Annotated in this window: 20 protein-coding genes and 2 pseudogenes; 14 read left to right on the top strand and 8 right to left on the bottom strand. The window is 59.3% G+C overall.

The window, feature by feature from the left end:
- Nucleotides 1-111 precede the first annotated feature (111 nt).
- Entirely contained in the window at nucleotides 112-834 is a 723-nt protein-coding gene (locus ACA058_RS11480; RefSeq protein ID WP_497639175.1) for a pirin family protein, read from the top strand.
- Between the two features lie 459 nt (nucleotides 835-1,293).
- Nucleotides 1,294-2,277 carry an alpha/beta hydrolase gene (locus ACA058_RS11475; RefSeq protein ID WP_497639174.1) on the top strand — a complete coding sequence of 328 codons (984 nt, stop codon included), beginning with the start codon at nucleotides 1,294-1,296 and terminating at the stop codon, nucleotides 2,275-2,277.
- A gap of 3 nt (nucleotides 2,278-2,280) precedes the next feature.
- Here ACA058_RS11475 and ACA058_RS11470 read toward each other — a convergent pair whose 3' ends face one another.
- Together ACA058_RS11470 and ACA058_RS11465 are read right to left on the bottom strand one after the other, a co-directional pair.
- Nucleotides 2,281-4,095: an ABC transporter ATP-binding protein gene (locus ACA058_RS11470; protein ID WP_497639173.1), complete on the bottom strand. Its 1,815-nt coding sequence runs from the start codon at nucleotides 4,093-4,095 to the stop codon at nucleotides 2,281-2,283.
- Nucleotides 4,092-5,132 carry an AraC family transcriptional regulator gene (locus ACA058_RS11465; RefSeq protein ID WP_497639172.1) on the bottom strand — a complete coding sequence of 347 codons (1,041 nt, stop codon included), beginning with the start codon at nucleotides 5,130-5,132 and terminating at the stop codon, nucleotides 4,092-4,094. Before ACA058_RS11465 ends, ACA058_RS11470 begins: the two co-directional genes overlap by 4 nt.
- 165 nt (nucleotides 5,133-5,297) lie before the next feature.
- Between ACA058_RS11465 and ACA058_RS11460 the strand changes: the two genes are divergently transcribed.
- From ACA058_RS11460 to ACA058_RS11435, 6 genes and pseudogenes are all read left to right on the top strand, one after another.
- Complete coding sequence (locus ACA058_RS11460) at nucleotides 5,298-6,149, top strand: 3-hydroxybutyryl-CoA dehydrogenase (RefSeq protein WP_497639171.1); 852 nt, start codon at nucleotides 5,298-5,300, stop codon at nucleotides 6,147-6,149.
- Complete coding sequence (locus ACA058_RS11455) at nucleotides 6,136-6,795, top strand: TetR/AcrR family transcriptional regulator (RefSeq protein WP_497639170.1); 660 nt, start codon at nucleotides 6,136-6,138, stop codon at nucleotides 6,793-6,795. Before ACA058_RS11460 ends, ACA058_RS11455 begins: the two co-directional genes overlap by 14 nt.
- 90 nt (nucleotides 6,796-6,885) lie before the next feature.
- Nucleotides 6,886-7,299, top strand: coding sequence for a VOC family protein (locus ACA058_RS11450; protein ID WP_497639169.1), 414 nt, complete (start codon nucleotides 6,886-6,888; stop codon nucleotides 7,297-7,299).
- A 138-nt stretch (nucleotides 7,300-7,437) separates the two neighbouring features.
- Nucleotides 7,438-7,869 (top strand): hypothetical protein, encoded by a 432-nt coding sequence (locus ACA058_RS11445; RefSeq protein ID WP_497639168.1) that lies wholly within the window; start codon nucleotides 7,438-7,440, stop codon nucleotides 7,867-7,869.
- A 297-nt stretch (nucleotides 7,870-8,166) separates the two neighbouring features.
- A pseudogene (locus tag ACA058_RS11440) lies at nucleotides 8,167-8,379 on the top strand (hypothetical protein); the annotation flags it as partial.
- 263 nt (nucleotides 8,380-8,642) lie between these two features.
- Nucleotides 8,643-8,912 carry a hypothetical protein gene (locus ACA058_RS11435; RefSeq protein WP_497639167.1) on the top strand — a complete coding sequence of 90 codons (270 nt, stop codon included), beginning with the start codon at nucleotides 8,643-8,645 and terminating at the stop codon, nucleotides 8,910-8,912.
- Between the two features lie 37 nt (nucleotides 8,913-8,949).
- On the opposite strand, the gene ACA058_RS11430 is transcribed toward ACA058_RS11435, so the two are convergent.
- The gene (locus ACA058_RS11430; RefSeq protein WP_497639166.1) at nucleotides 8,950-9,180 is read right to left on the bottom strand and encodes a hypothetical protein; all 231 of its coding nucleotides are present in this window, start codon (nucleotides 9,178-9,180) and stop codon (nucleotides 8,950-8,952) included.
- 279 nt (nucleotides 9,181-9,459) lie between these two features.
- Between ACA058_RS11430 and ACA058_RS11425 the strand changes: the two genes are divergently transcribed.
- Genes ACA058_RS11425 through ACA058_RS11415 form a run of 3 tightly spaced genes read left to right on the top strand, consistent with a single transcriptional unit; the run spans nucleotide 9,460 to nucleotide 13,419 of the window.
- On the top strand, nucleotides 9,460-10,764 hold the full coding sequence (locus ACA058_RS11425; RefSeq protein ID WP_497639165.1) for a sialidase family protein: 1,305 nt from the start codon (nucleotides 9,460-9,462) through the stop codon (nucleotides 10,762-10,764).
- Nucleotides 10,761-11,354, top strand: a complete 594-nt coding sequence (locus ACA058_RS11420; protein WP_497639164.1) for a hypothetical protein — start codon at nucleotides 10,761-10,763, stop codon at nucleotides 11,352-11,354. The genes ACA058_RS11425 and ACA058_RS11420 overlap by 4 nt, the downstream gene beginning before the upstream one ends.
- A gap of 31 nt (nucleotides 11,355-11,385) precedes the next feature.
- On the top strand, nucleotides 11,386-13,419 hold the full coding sequence (locus tag ACA058_RS11415) for an LTA synthase family protein (protein ID WP_497639163.1): 2,034 nt from the start codon (nucleotides 11,386-11,388) through the stop codon (nucleotides 13,417-13,419).
- A gap of 10 nt (nucleotides 13,420-13,429) precedes the next feature.
- Here ACA058_RS11415 and ACA058_RS11410 read toward each other — a convergent pair whose 3' ends face one another.
- The 4 genes from ACA058_RS11410 to ACA058_RS11395 all read right to left on the bottom strand — a co-directional run bounded on the left by ACA058_RS11410 (nucleotide 13,430) and on the right by ACA058_RS11395 (nucleotide 15,826).
- Nucleotides 13,430-13,909, bottom strand: coding sequence for a DUF6130 family protein (locus ACA058_RS11410; protein WP_497639162.1), 480 nt, complete (start codon nucleotides 13,907-13,909; stop codon nucleotides 13,430-13,432).
- Between the two features lie 12 nt (nucleotides 13,910-13,921).
- Complete coding sequence (locus ACA058_RS11405; protein WP_497639161.1) at nucleotides 13,922-14,596, bottom strand: NADPH-dependent F420 reductase; 675 nt, start codon at nucleotides 14,594-14,596, stop codon at nucleotides 13,922-13,924.
- A 215-nt stretch (nucleotides 14,597-14,811) separates the two neighbouring features.
- Nucleotides 14,812-15,270 carry a hypothetical protein gene (locus ACA058_RS11400; RefSeq protein ID WP_497639160.1) on the bottom strand — a complete coding sequence of 153 codons (459 nt, stop codon included), beginning with the start codon at nucleotides 15,268-15,270 and terminating at the stop codon, nucleotides 14,812-14,814.
- Between the two features lie 94 nt (nucleotides 15,271-15,364).
- On the bottom strand, nucleotides 15,365-15,826 hold the full coding sequence (locus ACA058_RS11395) for an anti-virulence regulator CigR family protein (protein ID WP_497639159.1): 462 nt from the start codon (nucleotides 15,824-15,826) through the stop codon (nucleotides 15,365-15,367).
- A gap of 166 nt (nucleotides 15,827-15,992) precedes the next feature.
- Between ACA058_RS11395 and ACA058_RS11390 the strand changes: the two are divergent.
- Nucleotides 15,993-16,421: pseudogene (locus ACA058_RS11390) on the top strand (metallophosphoesterase); the annotation flags it as partial.
- Nucleotides 16,422-16,473: 52 nt separating this feature from the next.
- Here ACA058_RS11390 and ACA058_RS11385 read toward each other — a convergent pair.
- Nucleotides 16,474-17,268 (bottom strand): alpha/beta fold hydrolase, encoded by a 795-nt coding sequence (locus ACA058_RS11385; RefSeq protein ID WP_497639158.1) that lies wholly within the window; start codon nucleotides 17,266-17,268, stop codon nucleotides 16,474-16,476.
- Between the two features lie 146 nt (nucleotides 17,269-17,414).
- Between ACA058_RS11385 and ACA058_RS11380 the strand changes: the two genes are divergently transcribed.
- Nucleotides 17,415-18,599 carry an iron-containing alcohol dehydrogenase gene (locus ACA058_RS11380; protein ID WP_497639157.1) on the top strand — a complete coding sequence of 395 codons (1,185 nt, stop codon included), beginning with the start codon at nucleotides 17,415-17,417 and terminating at the stop codon, nucleotides 18,597-18,599.
- An 18-nt stretch (nucleotides 18,600-18,617) separates the two neighbouring features.
- Entirely contained in the window at nucleotides 18,618-20,057 is a 1,440-nt protein-coding gene (locus ACA058_RS11375) for an NAD-dependent succinate-semialdehyde dehydrogenase (RefSeq protein WP_497639156.1), read from the top strand.
- The last annotated feature ends 18 nt before the right edge of the window (nucleotides 20,058-20,075 follow it).

Raw genomic sequence — 20,075 nt, 5'->3', positions numbered from 1 at the left:
GTCAACCTGAGAGAGACAGTATTTCAATGTCCATCTACTTATTGCATCCACCGGTAAACATTAACCTTCTCCTCACTCGGACGATTTGACGTCCCCACAGGAGATTTCATCATGCTGACCCTTCGCAAAGCATCGGATCGTGGCCTGGCCAGTCACGGTTGGCTGAAGTCGTTCCATACCTTTTCCTTCGCCAGCTATCGCAACCCGAAAGAACAGGGTTTTTCCGATCTGCTGGTGATCAACGATGACCGCGTGGCGGCCGGTAAAGGCTTCGGCCAGCACCCGCACCGCGACATGGAGATTTTCTCCTATGTGCTCGAAGGCGCGCTGGAACACAAGGACACCTTGGGAACCGGCTCGGTGATCCGTCCCGGCGATGTGCAGTTGATGAGCGCCGGCAGCGGCGTGGCGCACAGCGAGTACAACCACTCGGACTCCCGGCCCGTGCACTTTCTGCAAATCTGGATCGTCCCGGACGTCAGCGGTGCCAAACCCCGCTATCAGCAAGAGCATTTCAGCGCGCAGAAAAAACGTGGTCGCCTGCAATTGATCATCTCCCCTGATGGCGCCCAGGGTTCGCTGAAGGTGCGCCAGGACGCGCGGGTGTATGCCGGCCTGATCGATGGCAAAGAGAGTGCCACTCTGGAACTGGCCAGCGATCGCTATGCCTATGTGCATGTGGCTCGCGGTCGCGTCGAACTGAACGGCGTGCCGCTGCAGGAAGGCGACGGTGTGCGGGTTCGCGAAGAACAGTTGCTGACCTTGAGCAATGGGGTGGATGCCGAAGTACTGGTGTTCGATCTGCGTCCGCAAGAGCTGCCTGAAATGCCGTAATCCAGCCTGACCAGTCCGTCCTTCTCCCTGCCGCGAATCAACGCTGCGCGGGTGTTGGGTGTCGATCAGGCCACGGTGGGTCGCCGCATCACCGCGCTGGAAAAATCATTGAGCGGATGGAGGCTGGTGATTACATCGGCAAGATTGTGCTGCGCGTGGACTGATTGCGGCGCTGATCCCTGTGGATTCTATGGTTGGGGGGAAGCCTCTGGGCGTGAAGGCAGCCTGGTTTCGCGGATGTATTCGTCCCCCTGTAGGAGCAATGCTTGCTCGCGATGGAGGTCCGAACGAGGAGATCATTCAGACAGGGCGCGTTATCGTTCACGACCATCGCGAGCAAGCATTGCTCCTACAAGGCATTCAAAAGTGCGAGCCCACTCCCACAAGTCGCATTTTTCCCCACCCCGCGCGCGCATCTGTTAAAACGCGGACTTCATGTCCGTATCAGTGAACCACCCGATGACCGCTGCCCTTCTCACCCGCCTGCGCCTACGCTGGCTACCGCTGCTGTGCATGGCCGCGCTTGTCGTCGGCCTGCCCGTGGGTTGCGGCGCGCTCAAGTACAAAGAGCGCGAGTTGCTGTTTCGCATCGAACCGGGCACGGCCGGCTGGTATCGCGGTTTGCCGCAGGATGTGCAGGAATTCGACATCAAGCCTGCCGATTTCAACACCGGACAAAACCTGCATGCCTGGTGGTGGCCGGCCGCGCGCCGTGACGCGCCATCGATCCTGTACCTGCATGGCGTACGCTGGAACCTGACCGGCCACGCCTTTCGCATCGAGCAATTGCGCGCCATGGGCTATTCAGTGCTGGCGATCGACTATCGGGGCTTTGGCCAGAGCAAAGGTGATTTACCGTCGGAGGCCAGCGTTTACGAAGATGCCCGGGCCGCCTGGGAACGCTTCACGGCGATGCAACCGGACGCCAGCAAGCGCCTGATCTACGGCCACTCCCTGGGTGGCGCGGTGGCCATCGACCTGGCAGCGGACCTGGCCGCACAGGCGAAAAAGGAAAAACACCCGGTCCCGGTGCGCGGCCTGGTGATCGAGTCTACCTTCACCTCGCTGGGCGATGCCGTCACCGAAGTGGCGGGCAACAACCTGCCGGTGAACTGGCTGCCGGTGCGCTGGTTGCTGTCGCAGAAGTTCGACTCCATCGACAAGATCGTCGACATCGACATGCCGTTGCTGGTGGTCCATGGCCTGGCCGATCAGTTCATGCCGTCGAGGTTCAGTCAGCAGTTGTTCAATGCGGCCAACGAACCCAAGCGTCTGTTGCTGATACCTGGCGGCACGCACAACAACAGCATGAGCCTGGGCGGCAGCCAATATCGCCAGGCGCTGGAAGGCCTGATGCGGTCTAAACCGCTGATCGCCGGGCCTATGGTTTCAGGGGGCAGGGTTTCAAGGGGCATGGTTTCGCGGGGCGCCCAGGATTCCTGAGGGTTATCGATAGCCCCGTGCCTGCAGATCAAACAGCTGCGCATAACGCCCGCCGGCCGTGACCAGCGTGGCATGATCGCCACGCTCAAGGATGGTGCCCTGATCCAGCACGATGATGTGATCGGCATTGCGCACGCTGGAAAAACGGTGGGATATCAGCAGGGTCATGCGGCCTTGGGTGTGCTGGCTGAAATGCTCGAACACCGCCGCTTCCGCCGCCGGGTCGAGTGCCGAGGTCGGTTCGTCGAGAATCAGGATATCGGCATCGCGGCGCATATAGGCGCGCGACAGCGCGATTTTCTGCCACTGCCCGCCGGACAGCTCCAGCCCACCGGCAAACCAGCGCCCCAGCTGCGTGGCGTAGCCGCGATCGAGTCGCTCGATGAACGGCGCGGCCATGCCTTCGGCGGCGGCTTGCTGCCAGCGCTGCTCATCCTTGAACGCCAGCGTGTCGCCCACGCCGATGTTCTCGCCGACGGAAAACTGGTAGCGAATATAATCCTGGAAGATCACTCCCATGCGCCGGCGCAGCGCATCTTCCTCCCAGGCCTGCAGATCGCTGCCGTCCAGCAGAATGCGCCCGTGATCGGGACGGTATAGCCGGGTCAACAGTTTGATCAGCGTGGTCTTGCCCGAACCGTTCTCCCCCACCAGCGCCACACTGTGCCCCGGCACCAGGTGCAGGTCGATGCCTGTCAGCGCGGCGCGACTGGCACCCGGGTAACGGAAACCGACGTTCTCGAACCGCAAGCCATCGCCAGGCACCGCGCCCACCGTCAGATGACCCGTGTCGGCAACCACGGGTTCGGCCAGGTATTCATAGAGGCTCGACAGGTAGAGGCCATCCTCGTACAGACCGCTGATGGCGCTCAGGCTGCTGCTCACCGCCGCCTGTCCCTGCTTGAACAACACCAGGTACATGGTCATCTGTCCGAGGCTGATGTTGCCGTGGACGGCGTCGACCACCACCCAGGCATAGGCCAGGTAGAACGCCGCGGTGCCGAGCAGGCCGAGGGCAAATCCCCAGCCATCGCGACGCAGGGTCAGCCGCCGGTCCTCGGCATAGAGCCTGGCAAAGGTGTCACGGTAACGCTGCAACAGCAGCGGCGCGAAACCGAACAGCTTGACCTCCTTGATGTAGCCCTCATGGGAAAGCAACGTCTCGATGTAGTTCTGCTGCCGACTCTCCGGCGCTCGGCGGGTAAACAAGCGAAAGGCATCCCCGGAAAAGTGCGCCTCGGCAAAAAATACCGGCAACGCGCCAATCACCAGCAACACCAGCGCCCAAGGCGAAAAATGCACCAGCAACACACCGAAGCTGATCAGCACGATCAGGTTCTGGATCAGGCCCAGCGACTTCATCACCAACGCCAACGGCCGGGTCGAGGCTTCGCGCCGAACCCGCACCAGCTTGTCGTAGAACTCGGAATTCTCGAACTGCACCAGCGATAACGTCTGGGCTTTTTCCAGAATCATCGTGTTGACCTTCTGCCCCAACTGCACCCGCAACAGCGACTGCTGCACCGACAGCGCACGCTGGGCGGCGGACAGCAAGGCCAGCACGCCCGCCTCGAACAGCACATAACGCACCACCGGCCACAATGGCGCACTGCCCTGTTGCGCATGCAATTGCATGGCGAAGACCACGGCGTCGACAATGCGCTGACCCAGCCACGCCGCCAGCGCCGGAAGCACACCGGCGACCAGCGTTGCCAGCACCAGCCCCAGAAACAGAGCACGGGATGTGCCCCAGACAAGGAGCAAAGCACGACGTGCCTGGTCAAGAAGCGAGGTGGCGCGGGCAAAAAACGGGCTCACTCCAAAGGCTCCGCCAAAGTATCGGGCCGCTCCCCCTGAAACCGCGCCCGATACCGCCCCGGACTCTCGCCCGTCCACTTCTTGAAAGCCCGGTGAAACGCACTCGGCTCCTGGAAACCCAGTTGCTCGGCGATATCGCCGATACTGGCCTGGCTCCCGCGCAACTGTTCGAACGCCACCCCGCGTCGTACTTCGTCCTTGATCTCCTGATAGGAACAGCCTTCGCGCTCCAGTTTTCGGCGGAACGTGCTGGGGCTCAGGTGCTGTTCGAGGGCAAAGGCCTGCAGGGTCGGCCACTGGCTGTAATGGCTGTTGCGCAAGCGCTGGTGGACCTGTGACGCCAGGCCGTGCTGGTTGCGAAAGCGGATTACCAGCCATTGTGGCGCGGTGCGCAGGAAGACTTTGAGCGATGCCAGGTCCTGGACCACCGGCAGCCGCAGGTAATGACTGGCGAACTCGATTTCCGTGCGCTCGGCGCCAAAGGTCAGGTTCGGCCCCCAGAGCAAGGGGTCGTCGCTGAGTGGCAGGCGCTCATGGCGAAAGTCCGCGCGGTCGATCGGGATGCGCCTACCACCCAGCCAGCACAGCAGGCTGATCATCAACACCAGGAAGGTCTCTTCGCCGAAACGGCTGACGTCTTCGTTGGCACCCTGGCTCTGCAGGCTGATGACCGCCCGTTTGCCGCGCACGGTGAGCGTGCCGCGGAAATCGCGCAGGAACAGGGCGAAGTTGACCAGGCACTGGCGCATGGCCTTGTGCAGATCGGGCTCCTGGATCAATGCCCGGCAAATCAGGGCGAAGCTTCCCGGCGGCATGCCGTGGGAGTCGAGGCCGAAGAATTCGTCGTTGAGCTCGCGGATCTGGATCAGCCACAGCGCTGCAAACGCGCTGGCCGGAACCCGCAACGTGGGTTGCTGCATCACCGCCGGGTCGATGCCCGCCTGTTCGAGCACAACCCGTACACGCTGCGGATCGTCCACCAGCCCGTGGATCATTGCCTGCACGAAGTAGGCGGCTACCGAGTCCTTTTCCCGCATGCGAACGCTTCGCTCCCCATCACCCGAAATGGCAAAAAACATCAGTGCCGTTGAACAGTTGCGGCATAGGCCAACCACCCTGCCGGCTCTAGACTCGCGGCAATAGTACGCTTTCGGCCATCACGGCGGCCAAGGTATCGCAGGGTTTATCGAAAGGACGGCAACATGAATCTGCAACACATTGGCGTGATCGGCGCCGGCACCATGGGCAACGGTATCGCGCAAGTCTGCGCCCTGGCGGGTTTCAACGTGACCCTGCTGGACATCAGCGAGGGTGCCTTGCAAAAAGCCCTCGCCACCGTCGGCAAGAACCTTGACCGGCAGGTCGCCAAGGAAACCCTGACCGCCGAGCAAAAGAACGCCGCCCTCGACAAGATCCGCATCAGCACCGATTACAGCAGCCTGCACGACGCGCAACTGGTGATCGAAGCCGCCACCGAGAACCTCGACCTGAAACTGCGGGTGCTGCAACAGATTGCCGCGCAGGTCAGCGCCGAGTGCGTGATCGCCTCCAACACCTCGTCGCTGTCGATCACCCAGCTCGCTGCCAGTGTCAGCCAGCCTGAACGCTTCATCGGCCTGCACTTCTTTAACCCGGTGCCGGTGATGGGCCTGATCGAAGTCATTCGCGGCCTGCAAACCAGCGATGCCACGCATGCCCTGGCGCTGGACATGGCGACCCGCCTGGGCAAAACCGCAATCACCGCCGGCAATCGCCCGGGGTTTGTGGTCAACCGGATCCTGGTGCCGATGATCAACGAAGCGATCCTGGTATTCCAGGAAGGCCTTGCCAGTGCCGAGGACATCGACGCCGGCATGCGCCTGGGCTGCAACCAGCCTATCGGCCCGCTGGCCCTGGCGGACCTGATCGGCCTGGACACGTTGCTGGCGATCATGGAGGCCTTCTACGAAGGCTTCAACGACAGCAAATACCGCCCGGCGCCATTGCTCAAGGAAATGGTCGCCGCCGGTTACCTGGGACGCAAGACGGGGCGCGGCTTCCATGCCTATGCCTGAGCGTTGCTCGCGTTTCGCCGAATACCGGGACAAGGTGCTGGAGTTGTTCGCCAGCAAGGGTTTCGGTCAGGTCGGCATGCGTGAGCTCGCGACGTGCCTGGGGCTTTCCCCGGGCTCGCTGTATCACCATTTCCCGAGCAAACAGCACCTGCTGCTGGACTTGATCGAAGAGTTCTACGAAGAGCTGCTGGCCACGCTGGGGCGCATCAAGCAACAGGCGCCGGCCAAACGCGACCGACTCAACAGCCTGATCCGCGCGCACCTGAACCTGCATCGCGACATGCCCTGGCATTTTCGCCTGGTGGAACGCGACAGCGGTTGCCTGAACGAAGAGCAACAGGCACGGGTTCGACAACTGCGCGAGCAGTACGAACGCCAATTGCTGGTGATCCTCGGCGCCCGTTCGAGGTTCAGTGAATCGGGCCTGCTGGCGGCCGGTCATGCCATCGCCGCCTTGCTCAACAACGCTCCCAGCTGGCTGACGTCCCATTCGCTGGACGAGGGCGAGCACGATGAACTGCTGGAGAACCTGGTCAGCGGCGGCATCGAGCGTTTGCTGGCGCCACGGCGCCCGAGCGAGGCTATAAGCTTGGCGCGCCCTATCGAGAAAACATCTAAAAATACCCAGGCTCGCGCCGCGTTTTAGCGCTTTGCTTGACCAGTCAATGCCATCGGAATTCACGCTTGCAAGCGGCGTCCAATTCGATGTGTACCGTCAATGACCGGGAGCGCAATCATGAAAATCAATCCCTACCTGATCTTCAATGGCGACTGCAAAGCCGCGTTCACCTTCTATGCCGAAAGCCTCAAAGGCCAAATCGAAGCCATGCTGACCTTCGGCGAAACGCCTGCCGCCGAGCACGTACCCAAGGATCTGCACAATCTGATCATCCACACCCGGCTGGCCGTGGGCGATCAGGCGATCATGGGCTCGGACACCACCCCTGATCGCCCCACCGACGAGATGAGCGGCTGTTCGATTTCGTTGAATGTCGACAGCATCAAGGAGGCTGAACAGGTGTTTTCGGCCCTGTCCGAAGGCGGCAAGGTACAAATGCCGCTTGAGGCCACCTTCTGGGCGGCGCGTTTTGGCATGTTGGTCGATCGTTTTGGCGTGTCGTGGATGATCAACTGCGAGAAGGACCAGTAACAGGATCGTTTGCAGCGACGTTGTGCAAGCCATCACGCAGGTCTGGCCTGGAACGGTCGTGCATTCTGGAAACTCCCGGGGCGTCTGCTACCGTCAACAAGCCACCCACGTGGCAGCGGCCCTTCGGAGGAAACCACCATGCAAACCCATGACGCGTCATGGTCCACCCGTTTCAAACTGTCGCTGCTGGCGGGAGGGCTCGCCGCCGCCCTGCTGGCACTCAGCGGTTGCGCGACAGTCGATGCCCAGACCACCGCCTACGTTGGCGTGGAACATCCCGCACCGACGCTGCCCAGTGAAGTTGTGGTGCTGCGCACCGAGCCCCTGCGCCCGCACGTTCGACTGGGCGAAATACTGATCGACGCCAGTGTCGACCCGGCTCCGCCCATTACCGAGGTCGAACAGAAACTGCGGGAAGAATCCGCCAAGCTCGGTGGCGATGCCGTGGTGGTGGTGTATGACCATATCCAGCCGGTAGGTGCCTATCTCAACGGGCCGCTATGGGCTCGCGACGTAGAGACCGTCAATGGCCGCAAACTCAAAGGGATCGTGATCAAGTACAAAATTTAAGTCGCGCGATTTTTCGTTGAAAATTACAACGCGGGGCGCAGTTTCCCCCGCGATTACGCCTTTTCTGACCCGACGCTAGCTGTTCGTTTCAGGCGTCTGGTCTTCCATGAACAACGAAGAGAACCCCAGCTGGAAGGCAGGGATGAAGAAGAACACAGGATTGACCGGCAACGAAAGTAGATCGCCGCCCCCCGTCCACCTCGCCAGCCGCGGTCAATCGTTTGGCCAAAGGCGCTGAACCTGGGCGGGTACACCGGCATGAAGGCCGAGCTGGTCGCGACCTTGCAACAGATGGTTTCCAACATTGCCGTGCTCGCCCTGATCGAAGGATTGGTGGCGGGCGTGACGGCTCGCAACAAGGAAGCCGTCAAGCTGGCGACCGAACTGACCGAAAGCGTGATGTCCTATCTGCATATCCCGTCCAGCAACAAATCGCCGAAAAGTGATGGTTCCTGGGCGACTGCTGTAACGCAGCGCCCAACGGCAACTGCCGACCCGCACCCTGGCTGACGGCACGGGCGATGCGAAGGATGTTGAAATCTGGCGGCCGTGAAAATTCGGATTTACGTGTCCCCTGAGCTGCGGTGCAGCGATCCGACTTGTCAGCGATGGCGGCATAACGGCCACCCTCGCTTCGCCAGAAAGCCGGCTCCTACAAGGTGTATGTCGCCCGGTACAGTTTTTTTCAAACCTGCCGCTCGTCCGCCGCTGCGCACCTTCCTTTGAGCCACTCTTCCAATGCTGTACATCCCTTCGCACGGAAGACTCAAACGATGAACACCACCATTGCCGCTCTCATGCTGACGGGCCTGCTGTCGGCCTCGCCGCTTTACGTGCTGGCAGCCGAGAAAACAACCGAGGATGCAACCATTCCACCTTCCGCCCTTCCCGGGCTCAACGCTGAATCAAACGAGGAAAAGGCCAATAAAAAGGGCGAGGAAGCGGCGGGTTCAAACGCCGGTGCCGACGCGCATTCCATTAAAAAAGACGCGGAGTCGGAAGATGACGGGGACAATCAGAGAGGTAGCGAGTCGGGAAGCTGATCAACCCCTACCCCTCTTTCAAAAGACCCTGGATGTATCAGTCGTCCCGGTCGTCACGATCGCGATAACGACGGTTGTCGCGGTCATCGTCACGACGATCGTATCGATGGTCATACTTTCGATCATCGTCATCCCTTTGGTCATATCCACGGCGATGATCATGATCGTGATATCGGCCGTACCTTTCTCCGTCTTCCCAGTGAGGTCCGCAACCGCCCAGCAAGAGCAGGCTGGAAAGGGCCAGGGTCATCATTACTGCGCGATTCATTTGAGCATCCTGAAGGTCATGGGGGTGAGAGGGTTTTGGCCGATGGAAAATCCCACACGGCGTTCAAACCCTGTCTATGACCATTCAGTAACTCAATGATTCCGTTGGGAAATACAGCAGGCAGGGACAAGCCATCGAGTTGCGCCAGGTCTGCAGTATCTGCCCGAAGCACGCGCCTACAAACAACAGCCTGCAGAATAGAAATTCTTACAATTCAATCATGTACCAAAGTCTTGTGTTGAGTGTTCTAATGGGCCTTGAAATGCCAAAGGCTTAATCATGCGCATCAAATTTCCCGGCATTCCTGCTCTCGTTGCCTACCTTGCCCTGGTTTGCCTCTTCGCGGGCGCATGGATCACCCACCCTGCCCCCGAGCATTCTGCCTTTGCCTTGATGAATCCAGTCATGGCTGTGGCGGACAAAGAAGCCAAACCCATCTATACCAGCCGGTTCGCCTCCTCCGGATTGGTGGACTTCGTGCATTCCGCGGCGGTCACTGCCTTGCCTGACGGTAGCCTGATGGCGGTCTGGTTCGCTGGCACTCGCGAAGGCGCAGCCGATGTGCAGGTGCGCTCCGCCCGTTTCAACCCTGGCACCGGCGAGTGGGGGGAGGAACAGGTCATGGCGACCCGGGATTCGACCCAACAAAGCACGCGAAAATACATCCGCAAACTGGGCAACCCGGTCATTGCCCTCGCGCCGGACAATCGCCTGTGGCTGTTCTACGTCTCCGTATCCATGGGCGGCTGGGCCGGTAGCGCGGTCAATGTGATGGTTTCAGACGACTTTGGTGGACATTGGTCGGCGCCGCGCCAATTGATCACTTCACCTTTCCTGAACATCAGCACCCTGGTCCGGTCGGCACCGGTGTTTCATGCCGACGGCTCCATCGGCTTGCCGGTCTACCACGAATTCCTCGGCAAGTTTGCCGAGTACCTGTACTTGAGCGCAGACGGTGTGGTGATCGATAAATTCCGCATCAGCCACGGCAATAATTCATTGCAACCGGCGATCGTTCCGCTGGATGGTCAGCGCGGCATCGCCTTGTTGCGTTATGCCGGCAACACCTACCACCGAGTCCTGGCGAGCCGCACGGAAGATGCCGGGCAAAGCTGGAGCGAACCGTATCCGCTGGTTCCTTCGAACCCCAATTCCTCGTTGGCGGCCGTTGCCACGCCCGAACACGGGTTGCTGGTAGCGCTCAATGACCTGCAAGAGGGGCGCTTCAAGCTGAGCCTGTATGTCACCGATGCGAAAATGGACATTTGGCGCCTGTTGCACAATCTGGACAAATCACCGGATCCAGAGGGCGATCCGTATACCCCCCTGGTCTACAAGGAAATCATCGGCACACAGTTCCGTGGTTCCAGTGGCAAGCTGCGCCAGGCGCTAGAAGCGCAATTCCTCGATAACCTGGACAAACGTGTGTGTAAAGGCCAGGAGTGTGAGTTTGAATATGAATATGAATACCCCTACTTTATCCGCAGTCCCGACGGGATGTATCACCTGGTTTATTCCTGGAACAACACTTTCATCAAACACGTCACCTTCAACGATGCCTGGCTGTCCGAGCGTCTCCAATGATTAATCTGTGGCAAGCCCATGCCAGCTTCGCGATGATCATCTTCCTGCTACTGCCCTCTTTTGGCCTGGACAGGGTCTGGCGCATTGCGCTGCTGCTTGCCTTGCTGGTCGCCAGCTTCATACCGCTGGGCGGGTTGTCGCTGGCCGCTTACTTGCGCAGCCATATCGATGACCTTGCGATCACCTCGCTGGTGTTCATGGCATGGGGGTGTTTGCGTCGGCTGGGCGTGTTGCCGCCCGCGCAGCAGGGGCAAACCAGTGTATTGATCCTCTTCGCCGCGCTGGCCCTGGTGTTGTACCCGGCAACCTTGGGCCTGAGTGAGCTGGATCCTTACCGGCGGGGTTACAACCCGCGTCCCCTGTTGTTGTTCGTCGCACTGATTACGCTAGGCCTGTTTTATCTGCGTCATTACCTGGCCGTGGTGATGTTGGCCAGCGCGACCCTGGCCTTCATTGTCGGGATCAAACCTTCCCACAACTATTGGGATTACCTGATTGATCCGCTGCTGGGCCTGTATTGCTGCCTGGCACTGCTGGTGCTGGCGGCGCGTTGGGCGTATCGCCGGCTCATCACCCTGCGCGGCGTTTGAAATTCAACGAAATCTTAATAAGGAAACAGGCATGGGCTGGCTGAAATCGAGACGTCTACATTACTGGCTGGGCGTAACAGCGATCGCATTTGTGCTGTTTGCACTGCTTCGGGTGGTGTTCTTGTTCGGCTTTTCCGGTTTCGACGCCAAAGCCCTGGGCGACGAAAATGTGCTGACAACCCTGGGCATCGGCTTTCGGTTCGATGTGCGCCTGGCCATTCTGGTCATGCTGCCATTGGCGTTGCTGGCCTGGATCCCTCGCTGGAACCTTGTCGGCAGCCGCCTCCTTCGCGGCATCGCCCGCGTGTACCTGGTCGCCATCCTCAGCGCTGTGCTGCTGATCTACATCATCGATTTTGGCCACTACGCCTACCTCGGCGTGAGAATCAACGCCACGGTGTTGCGCTTCATCGAGGATGCGCAAATATCCCGTGACATGGTCTGGCAAACCTACCCGGTCATCTGGATTTCACTGGGTTGGCTGGCGACAGTCGCGTTCGTGACACTGGCCCTGGTGCGCCTGGAGCGCGTCACCCTGGACCGCCCGCGCAAAGTGGTTCACCCGTTCTCCGCGACATGGGGTGGTGCGGTGATGGTGTTGCTGGTGCTGCTGGGTATCCTGGGTCGTGTCGAACACTTGAACTTTGAAAACCCTGTGCCGTTGCGCTGGAGCGATGCGTTCTTCTCGGGCAATAACCAGATCGCCGCGTTGGGCCTGAACCCGGTGATTTTCCTCTACGACACCGTCAAGGTCGGCCAGTCGCGCTATGACGAAGCGCAGGTGCGCGAACATTACGCGGTCATGGCCCACTATCTGGGCGTCGACCAACCCGATCCGCAGACCCTCAACTTCGTCCGCCATCAGGCGCCACAACCCTACAAAATTTCAGGCTCGCGGCCACCCAACGTGATGTTCATCATGCTTGAGTCGCTGGGCACCAGCGCCGTCGGGGCCTATGGCAACCCGATCGATCCAACGCCCAATATCGATCGCCTGGCCACTCAGAGCTGGTTCTTCACGCACTTCTATGTGCCGGTCACGGGGACCGCAAAAACCGTCTGGGCCAGCATTACCGGGGTGCCTGACGTCACTCGTCAGGAAACCGCGACGCGCAATCCACTGATCACCCGGCAAAACACGCTGATCAATGCCTTCACCGGCTACGAAAAGATCTACACCATTGGCGGCAACTCCGGCTGGGCCAACATGAACGCCTTGATCAGGCAAAGCATCGACGGCGTTCGCCTGTTCGACGAGCGCGACTGGAAATCCCCGGTGGTGGATGTCTGGGGCATCTCGGACCTGGACCTGTTCAAGGAAACCGACCAGATCCTGCAAGCGCTGCCCAAGGACAAACCGTTCTTCGCTTATGTGCAAACAGCCGGCAACCATCGCCCCTTCACGATTCCAGAGAGCAATGACGGATTCGAGGTCAAGCACCCTACCCTGGAGCAAGTCCAGGCCGCAGGCTCGCGCAGTGTCGAGCAATACAACGCCGTGCGCTTGCTGGACTTCAACCTCGGACGCCTGATGGAAATCGCCAAGGCCGGCGGTTGGTACGAAAACACCATTTTCGTGATGTTTGGCGACCACAACACCCGTATCGCCCAGATCCCTTTCCTGCCACCGGCCTACGAGCAACTGGGCCTGGAAAGCAACGCGGTGCCGATGATCATCCACGCGCCAGGCATGATCGGGACGCGCAAGGTCGAGGAAGCAGTCGGCCTGGTGGACCTGCTGCCCACCGTGGCGGGCATGGCCGGCCTCGAGTTTCGCAACGGCGGCATGGGCCGCGATATCCAGCAGCCCGCGCCCGAAGGCGAACGCGTGGTGCCATTGGTGTTGCGTGAAGGCACCTTCCCGCTGATCGCCGGCGTGACGCAACACTACATGGTACAGATGGAGCACGACGGCAGCTCGCCAAGCCTCCATGACCTGGCCTCACCAACACCGCTGGACAACGTCGCCGAGCAAAACCCTGAAGAGTTCAAGCGACTGTCACTATTGACCCGCGCCATGCATGAAACCTCGCGGTTGATGCTGTACCAGAACGTGCGCAAGTAACCACTCAAAGTTATGGTTTTACTGCGTGACCATCGTCCATGTGAGGGGCGTCAGCTGGTTTCTTCTGCGGAACTGTAAAGTTCACTGCCGTACTGGTGAGGATCTTGTGAGTCGGGTCGGCCACTTCAAGCAGAACCTTGTGAGTGCCGGGCGTCAGTCCGACCAGGATGATCGGGTCTTCACTGGTGTGCGCCCATGTACCTTTCCAGTCGTCGACGGTCACGTGAAGGTGACCGAGACGTGGTGAAACATCAGCAGCCGCTTTACCGAACACCGGCATGATCCTGGCGTGCTCTGTTCGATATTGGATAATGACGACTCCGCGGGCGAGCGGTTCGGCAAGCGGCGGATAGGCAATGAGTTTTGGCGCCGTCTCGGATTCCAAGGGCAGTATTGCCGGTGGGTGATCGGTGACTGCTGCCACTTGACCGCACGCTGCTGTGCAAAAGAACACACCCCAGGCAAGGGCCAACAGATTTTCGGGAGCCATGGTGTTTTTCTCCTAAAGGCCCAGCCTGCGCTTGAGTTCGGCTTCGCTCCAAAGGCCGCTGAGCGGGCCACCCGGCAAACCTTCATTGGCTCGCGCCAGCGGGAAAACGACCGGCAAAAAACCGGCGTCGCGCACCAACCGGGCTCCCATGTCTCGGGCCTGGGCGTCGTCGGCGAAAACGGGAATCGCCTTGTTTTTGCCAGACTGGTCTTTCATTGATGCATAGCCTACGGCGTTGAACGCCCGCACCAGGTGTACTCCCGGCAGATATTGCTGGTCCGCCAAGGCTGCTCCCACCTCTAGCGCCTTGCGCCCGACCTCTGCGTCACGGCCGCTGAACGGGTTGCTGGTGCTGAACACCACCTTGCCATCCAGCTTGCCCTTGAGCTGTTCGGACAGCACCGGCATCGCGCCGTAGGGAACACTCAACACGATCACATCGCCCCATGCCGCGGCATCGTTCACCGAGCCCGCCCGAGCGTTGGGGCCGGCGCTCTTGACCAGGTCCGTCAGCTCCTCGGGGTGGCGTGACGAAAACATCACCGAATGCCCGGCCTTTACCCATAGCGTACCCAGCGTACCGCCAACGTTACCGGCGCCGATGACACTGATCTTGAGGGTGTCCGCCATAGCCTGGCTGGTAAACATGACCATGCCAGCGAACATCAAATAGAGGATTCTGGACATACGCTGTGCTCCTGCGTTGGAAAGCAGTCCTCTATCCACACGGGAAGAGCCTGCAACACCAAGGTGAAGACTAGCTGCTTATTGCATATCCTCGAGAGCGCTGGGTAAAACGCTTTCCGCCCTGCATTACAAAAAAAATCCCGGAAACAGAATGTGTCCGGGATTTTTTTGTAAAAGCCTGGCCGCTAAAAAATCGCTTGCCTGGCAGTTCCTGCTCAATGGGATTTTTTTTGCGCCCCGGTGTTACTCAGTCCCTTCGAGTTGTGGTCTCCCGGCGTCGATGCCGAAATTGCCTTCGCTTTAGCTACGCCGCGCGTGTCTTTGGAATGTGCAATGCCTGAAGTCGTGGTGCCGTGACCGTTGTCACTATTACGATCACTGCCGTAATGATTGCCACTTATGCCATGGTCGCGAACCGCCTTGCCAGCATGATCACTGCTCAAACCCTCGCCACGGCCATTACTGCCAGAGTGACCCGAACCGCTGTGACCGCCACCATTACCGCCGCCATGACCTCCGCCATTTCCGCCGCCGTGGCCACCACCACCACCACCACCACCTTCTTTCGCATAGGCGGCGTTCATGATGGACAGATCAGCAGGGAGTAACGGGGCGGCTGCAAGCATCATGGCGAATGACATTACAGCAACGAGACTCTTGTTTTTAAAAAGCATGATTGCTTCCGTGAGGGTTGATATCGCGTACCTTAAGACGCGTTAAACCCCTGACAGTTCAAGTCCCACGACGGACGGAATGCGCCAGCACTCGTCAATCGAAAGCGCCGCTGAGAACTTCATAAATAAGACCGGTAGCGATCGCAACCAGTATCAGGTCAGTACCCGCTTGCTGCCATTCGTACCCGTCATAATGAGGCAGCCTGCCGATCAGCCGACCATCCAGCTTTTTGGCAATCCCGGGTGGAAGCGGTTTACCACGGGCGAGGTTCTTTTGAATGCCGGGGGGCAAAGCAGGTCCAGGGCTCCAGTAGTCGCGATATCCATCCACAATACCAAGGATGCTTCCTCGATTGATGCTTGGGCCATTATCCCAATCACCGCCGCCTGAATTCTTCCCCTTGTTGTCTTGGTTGCCATGCTCCTGGCTGTTTTGCGAATTCCCCTTTGCGTTTCCCTGCCCCTTGCCATTACCTGGATCGGCCAATGCCGGAGCGGAGCCAGAAACCAATGCAACACAAGCAATAGCGGCAATCAACGAGCGATGTCTGAACATATCCGTTCTCTGAAAAAGGGAATACTCCCACGAATGTAGACGCTTCGAAGCGAAGCCATGCCAAAATCTCAAGAAACACCTGTGACAGGGCCACAACCCTGGCGCATGCTTAAGCGGTCATCTACAAAGCAAAAAAGCAACGCCTTCTGCCGTACCGGAGTGACCAATGATCGAATCTATCGAGGTGTCGCTCATCAAGCGCTTCGCTGCAAACACCGCTGGCCGGGATTTCGCGGTGGGTGATATTCACGGTCACTTCACCCGATTGCAGGCTGCTCTGGATTCAGTCGGCTTCGATCCTGTCGTCGACCGCCTGTTCAGCGTCGGAGACCTGATTGATCGTGGACCTGAGTGCCGAGACGCTCTGGACTGGCTTTCCAAGCCATGGTTTCACCCGGTGCGCGGCAACCATGATGACTTCGTGGTCCACTTCGACACGTGCGACGTCGTCAGCTGGATCTGCAACGGCGGGTCATGGTTCACCGGGCTGTCGCCATTCGAGCAGCAAGCGTTCGCGTTGCAGTTCGCCGAACTGCCGATTGCCATCGAGATCGAGACGCCTGGCGGATTGGTCGGGATTATTCACGCCGATTGCCGGCGTACCAACAGCGAGTTGTCGCGCGAAGGCAATAGTTTGTATGACTGGATCAAGAGCAGCCTGGCAGCGTTGACGTGACAGCGTGCTGCGCGAGAAACAGTCGAACGATCTGCGCCAGCCCCCACGGATCTTCTGCCGGTATCAGGTGCCCGCATGGCATGGTAAACAGGTAGCCTTCGGCCAATCGCTCATACAGCGACACACTAACGTGGGCCGGTATCAACTGATCGGCCAGGCCAATAATAACGGCCGTCGGGCAGCGGATTCGCAGCACCTGGGACGAGACATCCAGTGACAGGTTCAGCGCGACCTGGGTGGCAACACTGGGCCAGTCCACCCGCAGGTAAAACGCCTCGACGAGCGCCGAAACCTGAGCCGACCCCATGGCATTCAAGGAGGTTGCACAGAAACCACGCATCACAATCTGCGCGGCCAGATCCTTGGGATTATCCTTGAGCAGTTGGCGCCAGTGCTCGAAGGTACTGCGCACCTGCGGGTCGCGTGCGTGCTCGAACGGTGCGATCAAGGTCAGCGAGAGGATTTTGCAAGGCATAACGTTGGCCACCTCAACCGCCAGCGCGGCGCCCATTGAATAACCAATCAAATGGACGTGTTCAGCCGCGCAACGGCTGATTTGCGCAGCGATCAACCTGGCCAGACCTTCCAGGGTTTGCGCCCCCGCACCGACCTGCGCCAGTCGTGATAGATCAACTGCCAGGATGTGGTAGTGCCCTTGCAGGCAACTGGCAAATCCCTCCCAAGTGGAACCCGGGCTCCCTGCAGTGCCATGGATCAGTACCAGGCAAGGTCCCGCACCAGCACCCAGTTCAGTCAAATTCAGCATCTGCACACCTTTTTCCACTCAGAGCCCTGGTCGATGCTAAAGCCTGCACGGTCTGCTTCAGGTCAATTTTTCTAAACCTTGATTTCAGATTTTGTGCGTTGAAGGCGCCGCCTACTCGCCCTAAAAAGGACATAAGGAGGAACGCCATGCAGACAGTTAACTCAACGTTCAACGCACATCAACTCAATGCCGACTGGAACTATCCCACCCCCATCTGGTTTGGTGTCGAGCGGATCACCGAGCTTGTCAATGGTTGCGTACTACTGGGCAAACAACGGCCCCTGGTGGTCATCGATGGGATGCTGGTTGAGCATCCGCTGATTATCCTTGCCCTGGAGCGTTGCACCCAGGCGGGCATAGACCTGAAGATTTTTTCAAGCTTTCACTCCGACCCGAATACCGAGATGCTCGAACGAGGTATCGGTGCCTTCAACGAATATGCCCGGGACATAGTGATTGGAATCGGTGGTGGAAGCGCTCTGGACTTGGCCAAGGCCATCGCCTTCATGGCGGTTCAAACCAAGCCGATCTGGACCTTCGAGAGCCTGCCCAACCTGTGGAAAGCAGCCAACGACAACCTTCCGCCCATTATCAGTGTGCCAACCACCGCAGGCACCGGGGCCGAGGTCGGCCGGGCAGCTGTGCTGCTGGACACCCTGGAAAATCGCAAACGGCTGATATTTCATCCAAAAATGCTATCCAGCCTGGTGATCGTCGACCCGGCCCTGACCTTGACGGTGTCGGCAGCCGTTTCTGCCGCCGTTGGAATAGATGCCTTCTCCCATGCCTTCGAAGCTTATTGCGCCAACAGTTTCCACCCCATGGGTGACGGCATCGCACTCCAGGCCATGGGCCTAATCAAGGAGTGGCTGCCCATCGTGGTTCAAGACGTAGCCAACCTCCAGGCCCGCTGCTACCTGAGCGCGGCCGCCTTGATGGGCGCAGTAGCCTTTCACAAGGGGTTGGGCGCAGTGCATGCCATCAGCCACTCCATCGGGGGTGTATACGGCACCCACCATGGCTTGACCAACGGCGTATTGCTGCCCTATGTGGTTGCCTTTAATCGCCCGGTCATTGACGCCAAGCTAGTGCGGCTTAGCGAGTGCCTGAACCTGACGCAGCCTGGCTATGAGGCCTTTACCGCCTGGCTCAAAGACTTTCTTGCCGACCTGGGTATTCCTGACCGCTTGAGCGAAATCATCCACCAATCCTTCGACGCCGATTACATCGCACAACTGGCCACGGCGGACCCTACCGCCCGGACCAATCCGCAACCCCTCTCGACGCAGCAGTATAAAACCATCATCGAAAACGCGTGGTTCGGACGTTGAGCCCGCCTAGGAGGTCATGTGTATAAGGACATTGGTCTTTTTATCAACGGCAAATGGATTTACCCCGACAGCGATACAGCTTGCATTGACATAATCAATCCCAGTTCTCACCAGCAGCTCGGGCGCTTGGCCTGCGCCGACGTCAATCACCTGGATTATGCCCTGGAGGCGGCGCGCCAAGCATTTATGCAATGGCGCTTTTCCAGCGCCGAAGAGCGCAGCAAGGTGCTTTATGAAGCCTACCGAATCATTTTTAGCGAGGCCGAGTCCATCGCCGTGCTGATGACGCTGGATCAAGGCAAGCCAATGGCTGAGGCCCTGGCCGAAGTGCGTTTTTGCGCCGAGCATGCCAAATGGCACGCCGAAGAGTGCAAGCGGCTGTACGGCAGGCTGGTGCCCGCTCGAAACCCCAAGGTTCGCCAATCAGTAGTTAAGCGACCGGTAGGCGTATGCTGCGCATTCACCCCCTGGAACTTTCCGTTCAATCAGGCCATTCGCAAAATCTGCGCTGCCGTGGGGGCTGGTTGCACGCTGATCCTCAAGGGCCCCGAGGAGGCTCCTTCGGCTGTCGCGGCGCTGGCAGATATCTTTCACAGGGCAGGATTGCCTGACGGTTGCCTGAATCTAGTGTGGGGCGATCCCGAGCAGATTTCCAGTTACCTGATCGACTCTCCTGTGATTGCCAAGGTGTCGTTCACCGGCTCCATTGCGGTCGGCAAGAAACTCGCAGCCCTGGCCGGGGCAAAGATGAAACGGATCAGTATGGAACTGGGCGGGCACGCCGCCGTAATCGTCTGCTCCAGCAGCAATATCGACAAAGTCTGTACTTTGCTAGTAGATGCCAAGTTCCGCAACGCCGGACAGATTTGCATTTCCCCTTCGCGCTTTTTTGTCCATGAATCGGTCATTGATGACTTCGTCACCTGCCTGCTTGAGAAGACTCGCAAGGTTCGAGTAGGCGATGGCATGGAGCCGCAGACCAAGATGGGCCCGCTGTGCAACGAGCGCCAGATTGTACGCCTCCAAGCCCTTATCGACGACAGCCTGGCGGCAGGTGCCAGCCTGCTAGTTGGCGGCAGTCGAGTCGAGCGTCAGGGAAATTTTTTCCAACCCACGATTCTGACCAATGTGCCCCTGAACTCCCGGATGATGCAGGAAGAACCTTTCGGCCCCGTAATCCCGGTCAATGCCTTCAGCGACCTGGACACGGTGATCGCCTTGGCCAATGCGCTCCCCTATGGCCTTGCCGCCTATGGGTTCAGTGAAGATCGTAATGAATGCGCCAAGCTGGTCGAAGGCTTGGAAGCAGGCATGATTTCGCTCAATCACTATGGCCTGGGTATGCCGGAAACGCCCTTTGGCGGCATCAAGGAAAGCGGCTACGGCAGCGAGGGCGGCGCCGAGACCTACGACAACTACATGTCGACCGTCTTTATCAGCGAACTGACCCAGTCCTGAAAAGACAGCCCCGTTGCA

This window comes from Pseudomonas sp. LBUM1649, assembly GCF_059716155.1.
The sequence above is the reverse complement of the archived record's forward strand: the minus strand, read 5'-3'. Positions and strand labels throughout refer to the sequence as shown.

Bases quoted from the DNA above. Each gene is read 5' to 3' on its own strand.
- ACA058_RS11380 (WP_497639157.1), top strand. From the start codon at position 17,415: ATGCAGACAGTTAACTCAACGTTCAACGCACATCAACTCAATGCCGAC.
- ACA058_RS11400 (WP_497639160.1), bottom strand. From the start codon at position 15,270: ATGCTTTTTAAAAACAAGAGTCTCGTTGCTGTAATGTCATTCGCCATG.
- ACA058_RS11435 (WP_497639167.1), top strand. From the start codon at position 8,643: ATGAACACCACCATTGCCGCTCTCATGCTGACGGGCCTGCTGTCGGCC.
- ACA058_RS11480 (WP_497639175.1), top strand. From the start codon at position 112: ATGCTGACCCTTCGCAAAGCATCGGATCGTGGCCTGGCCAGTCACGGT.
- ACA058_RS11420 (WP_497639164.1), top strand. From the start codon at position 10,761: ATGATTAATCTGTGGCAAGCCCATGCCAGCTTCGCGATGATCATCTTC.
- ACA058_RS11415 (WP_497639163.1), top strand. From the start codon at position 11,386: ATGGGCTGGCTGAAATCGAGACGTCTACATTACTGGCTGGGCGTAACA.
- ACA058_RS11430 (WP_497639166.1), bottom strand. From the start codon at position 9,180: ATGAATCGCGCAGTAATGATGACCCTGGCCCTTTCCAGCCTGCTCTTG.
- ACA058_RS11450 (WP_497639169.1), top strand. From the start codon at position 6,886: ATGAAAATCAATCCCTACCTGATCTTCAATGGCGACTGCAAAGCCGCG.
- ACA058_RS11405 (WP_497639161.1), bottom strand. From the start codon at position 14,596: ATGTCCAGAATCCTCTATTTGATGTTCGCTGGCATGGTCATGTTTACC.
- ACA058_RS11455 (WP_497639170.1), top strand. From the start codon at position 6,136: ATGCCTATGCCTGAGCGTTGCTCGCGTTTCGCCGAATACCGGGACAAG.
- ACA058_RS11385 (WP_497639158.1), bottom strand. From the start codon at position 17,268: ATGCTGAATTTGACTGAACTGGGTGCTGGTGCGGGACCTTGCCTGGTA.
- ACA058_RS11410 (WP_497639162.1), bottom strand. From the start codon at position 13,909: ATGGCTCCCGAAAATCTGTTGGCCCTTGCCTGGGGTGTGTTCTTTTGC.
- ACA058_RS11460 (WP_497639171.1), top strand. From the start codon at position 5,298: ATGAATCTGCAACACATTGGCGTGATCGGCGCCGGCACCATGGGCAAC.
- ACA058_RS11475 (WP_497639174.1), top strand. From the start codon at position 1,294: ATGACCGCTGCCCTTCTCACCCGCCTGCGCCTACGCTGGCTACCGCTG.
- ACA058_RS11395 (WP_497639159.1), bottom strand. From the start codon at position 15,826: ATGTTCAGACATCGCTCGTTGATTGCCGCTATTGCTTGTGTTGCATTG.
- ACA058_RS11465 (WP_497639172.1), bottom strand. From the start codon at position 5,132: ATGCGGGAAAAGGACTCGGTAGCCGCCTACTTCGTGCAGGCAATGATC.
- ACA058_RS11425 (WP_497639165.1), top strand. From the start codon at position 9,460: ATGCGCATCAAATTTCCCGGCATTCCTGCTCTCGTTGCCTACCTTGCC.
- ACA058_RS11445 (WP_497639168.1), top strand. From the start codon at position 7,438: ATGCAAACCCATGACGCGTCATGGTCCACCCGTTTCAAACTGTCGCTG.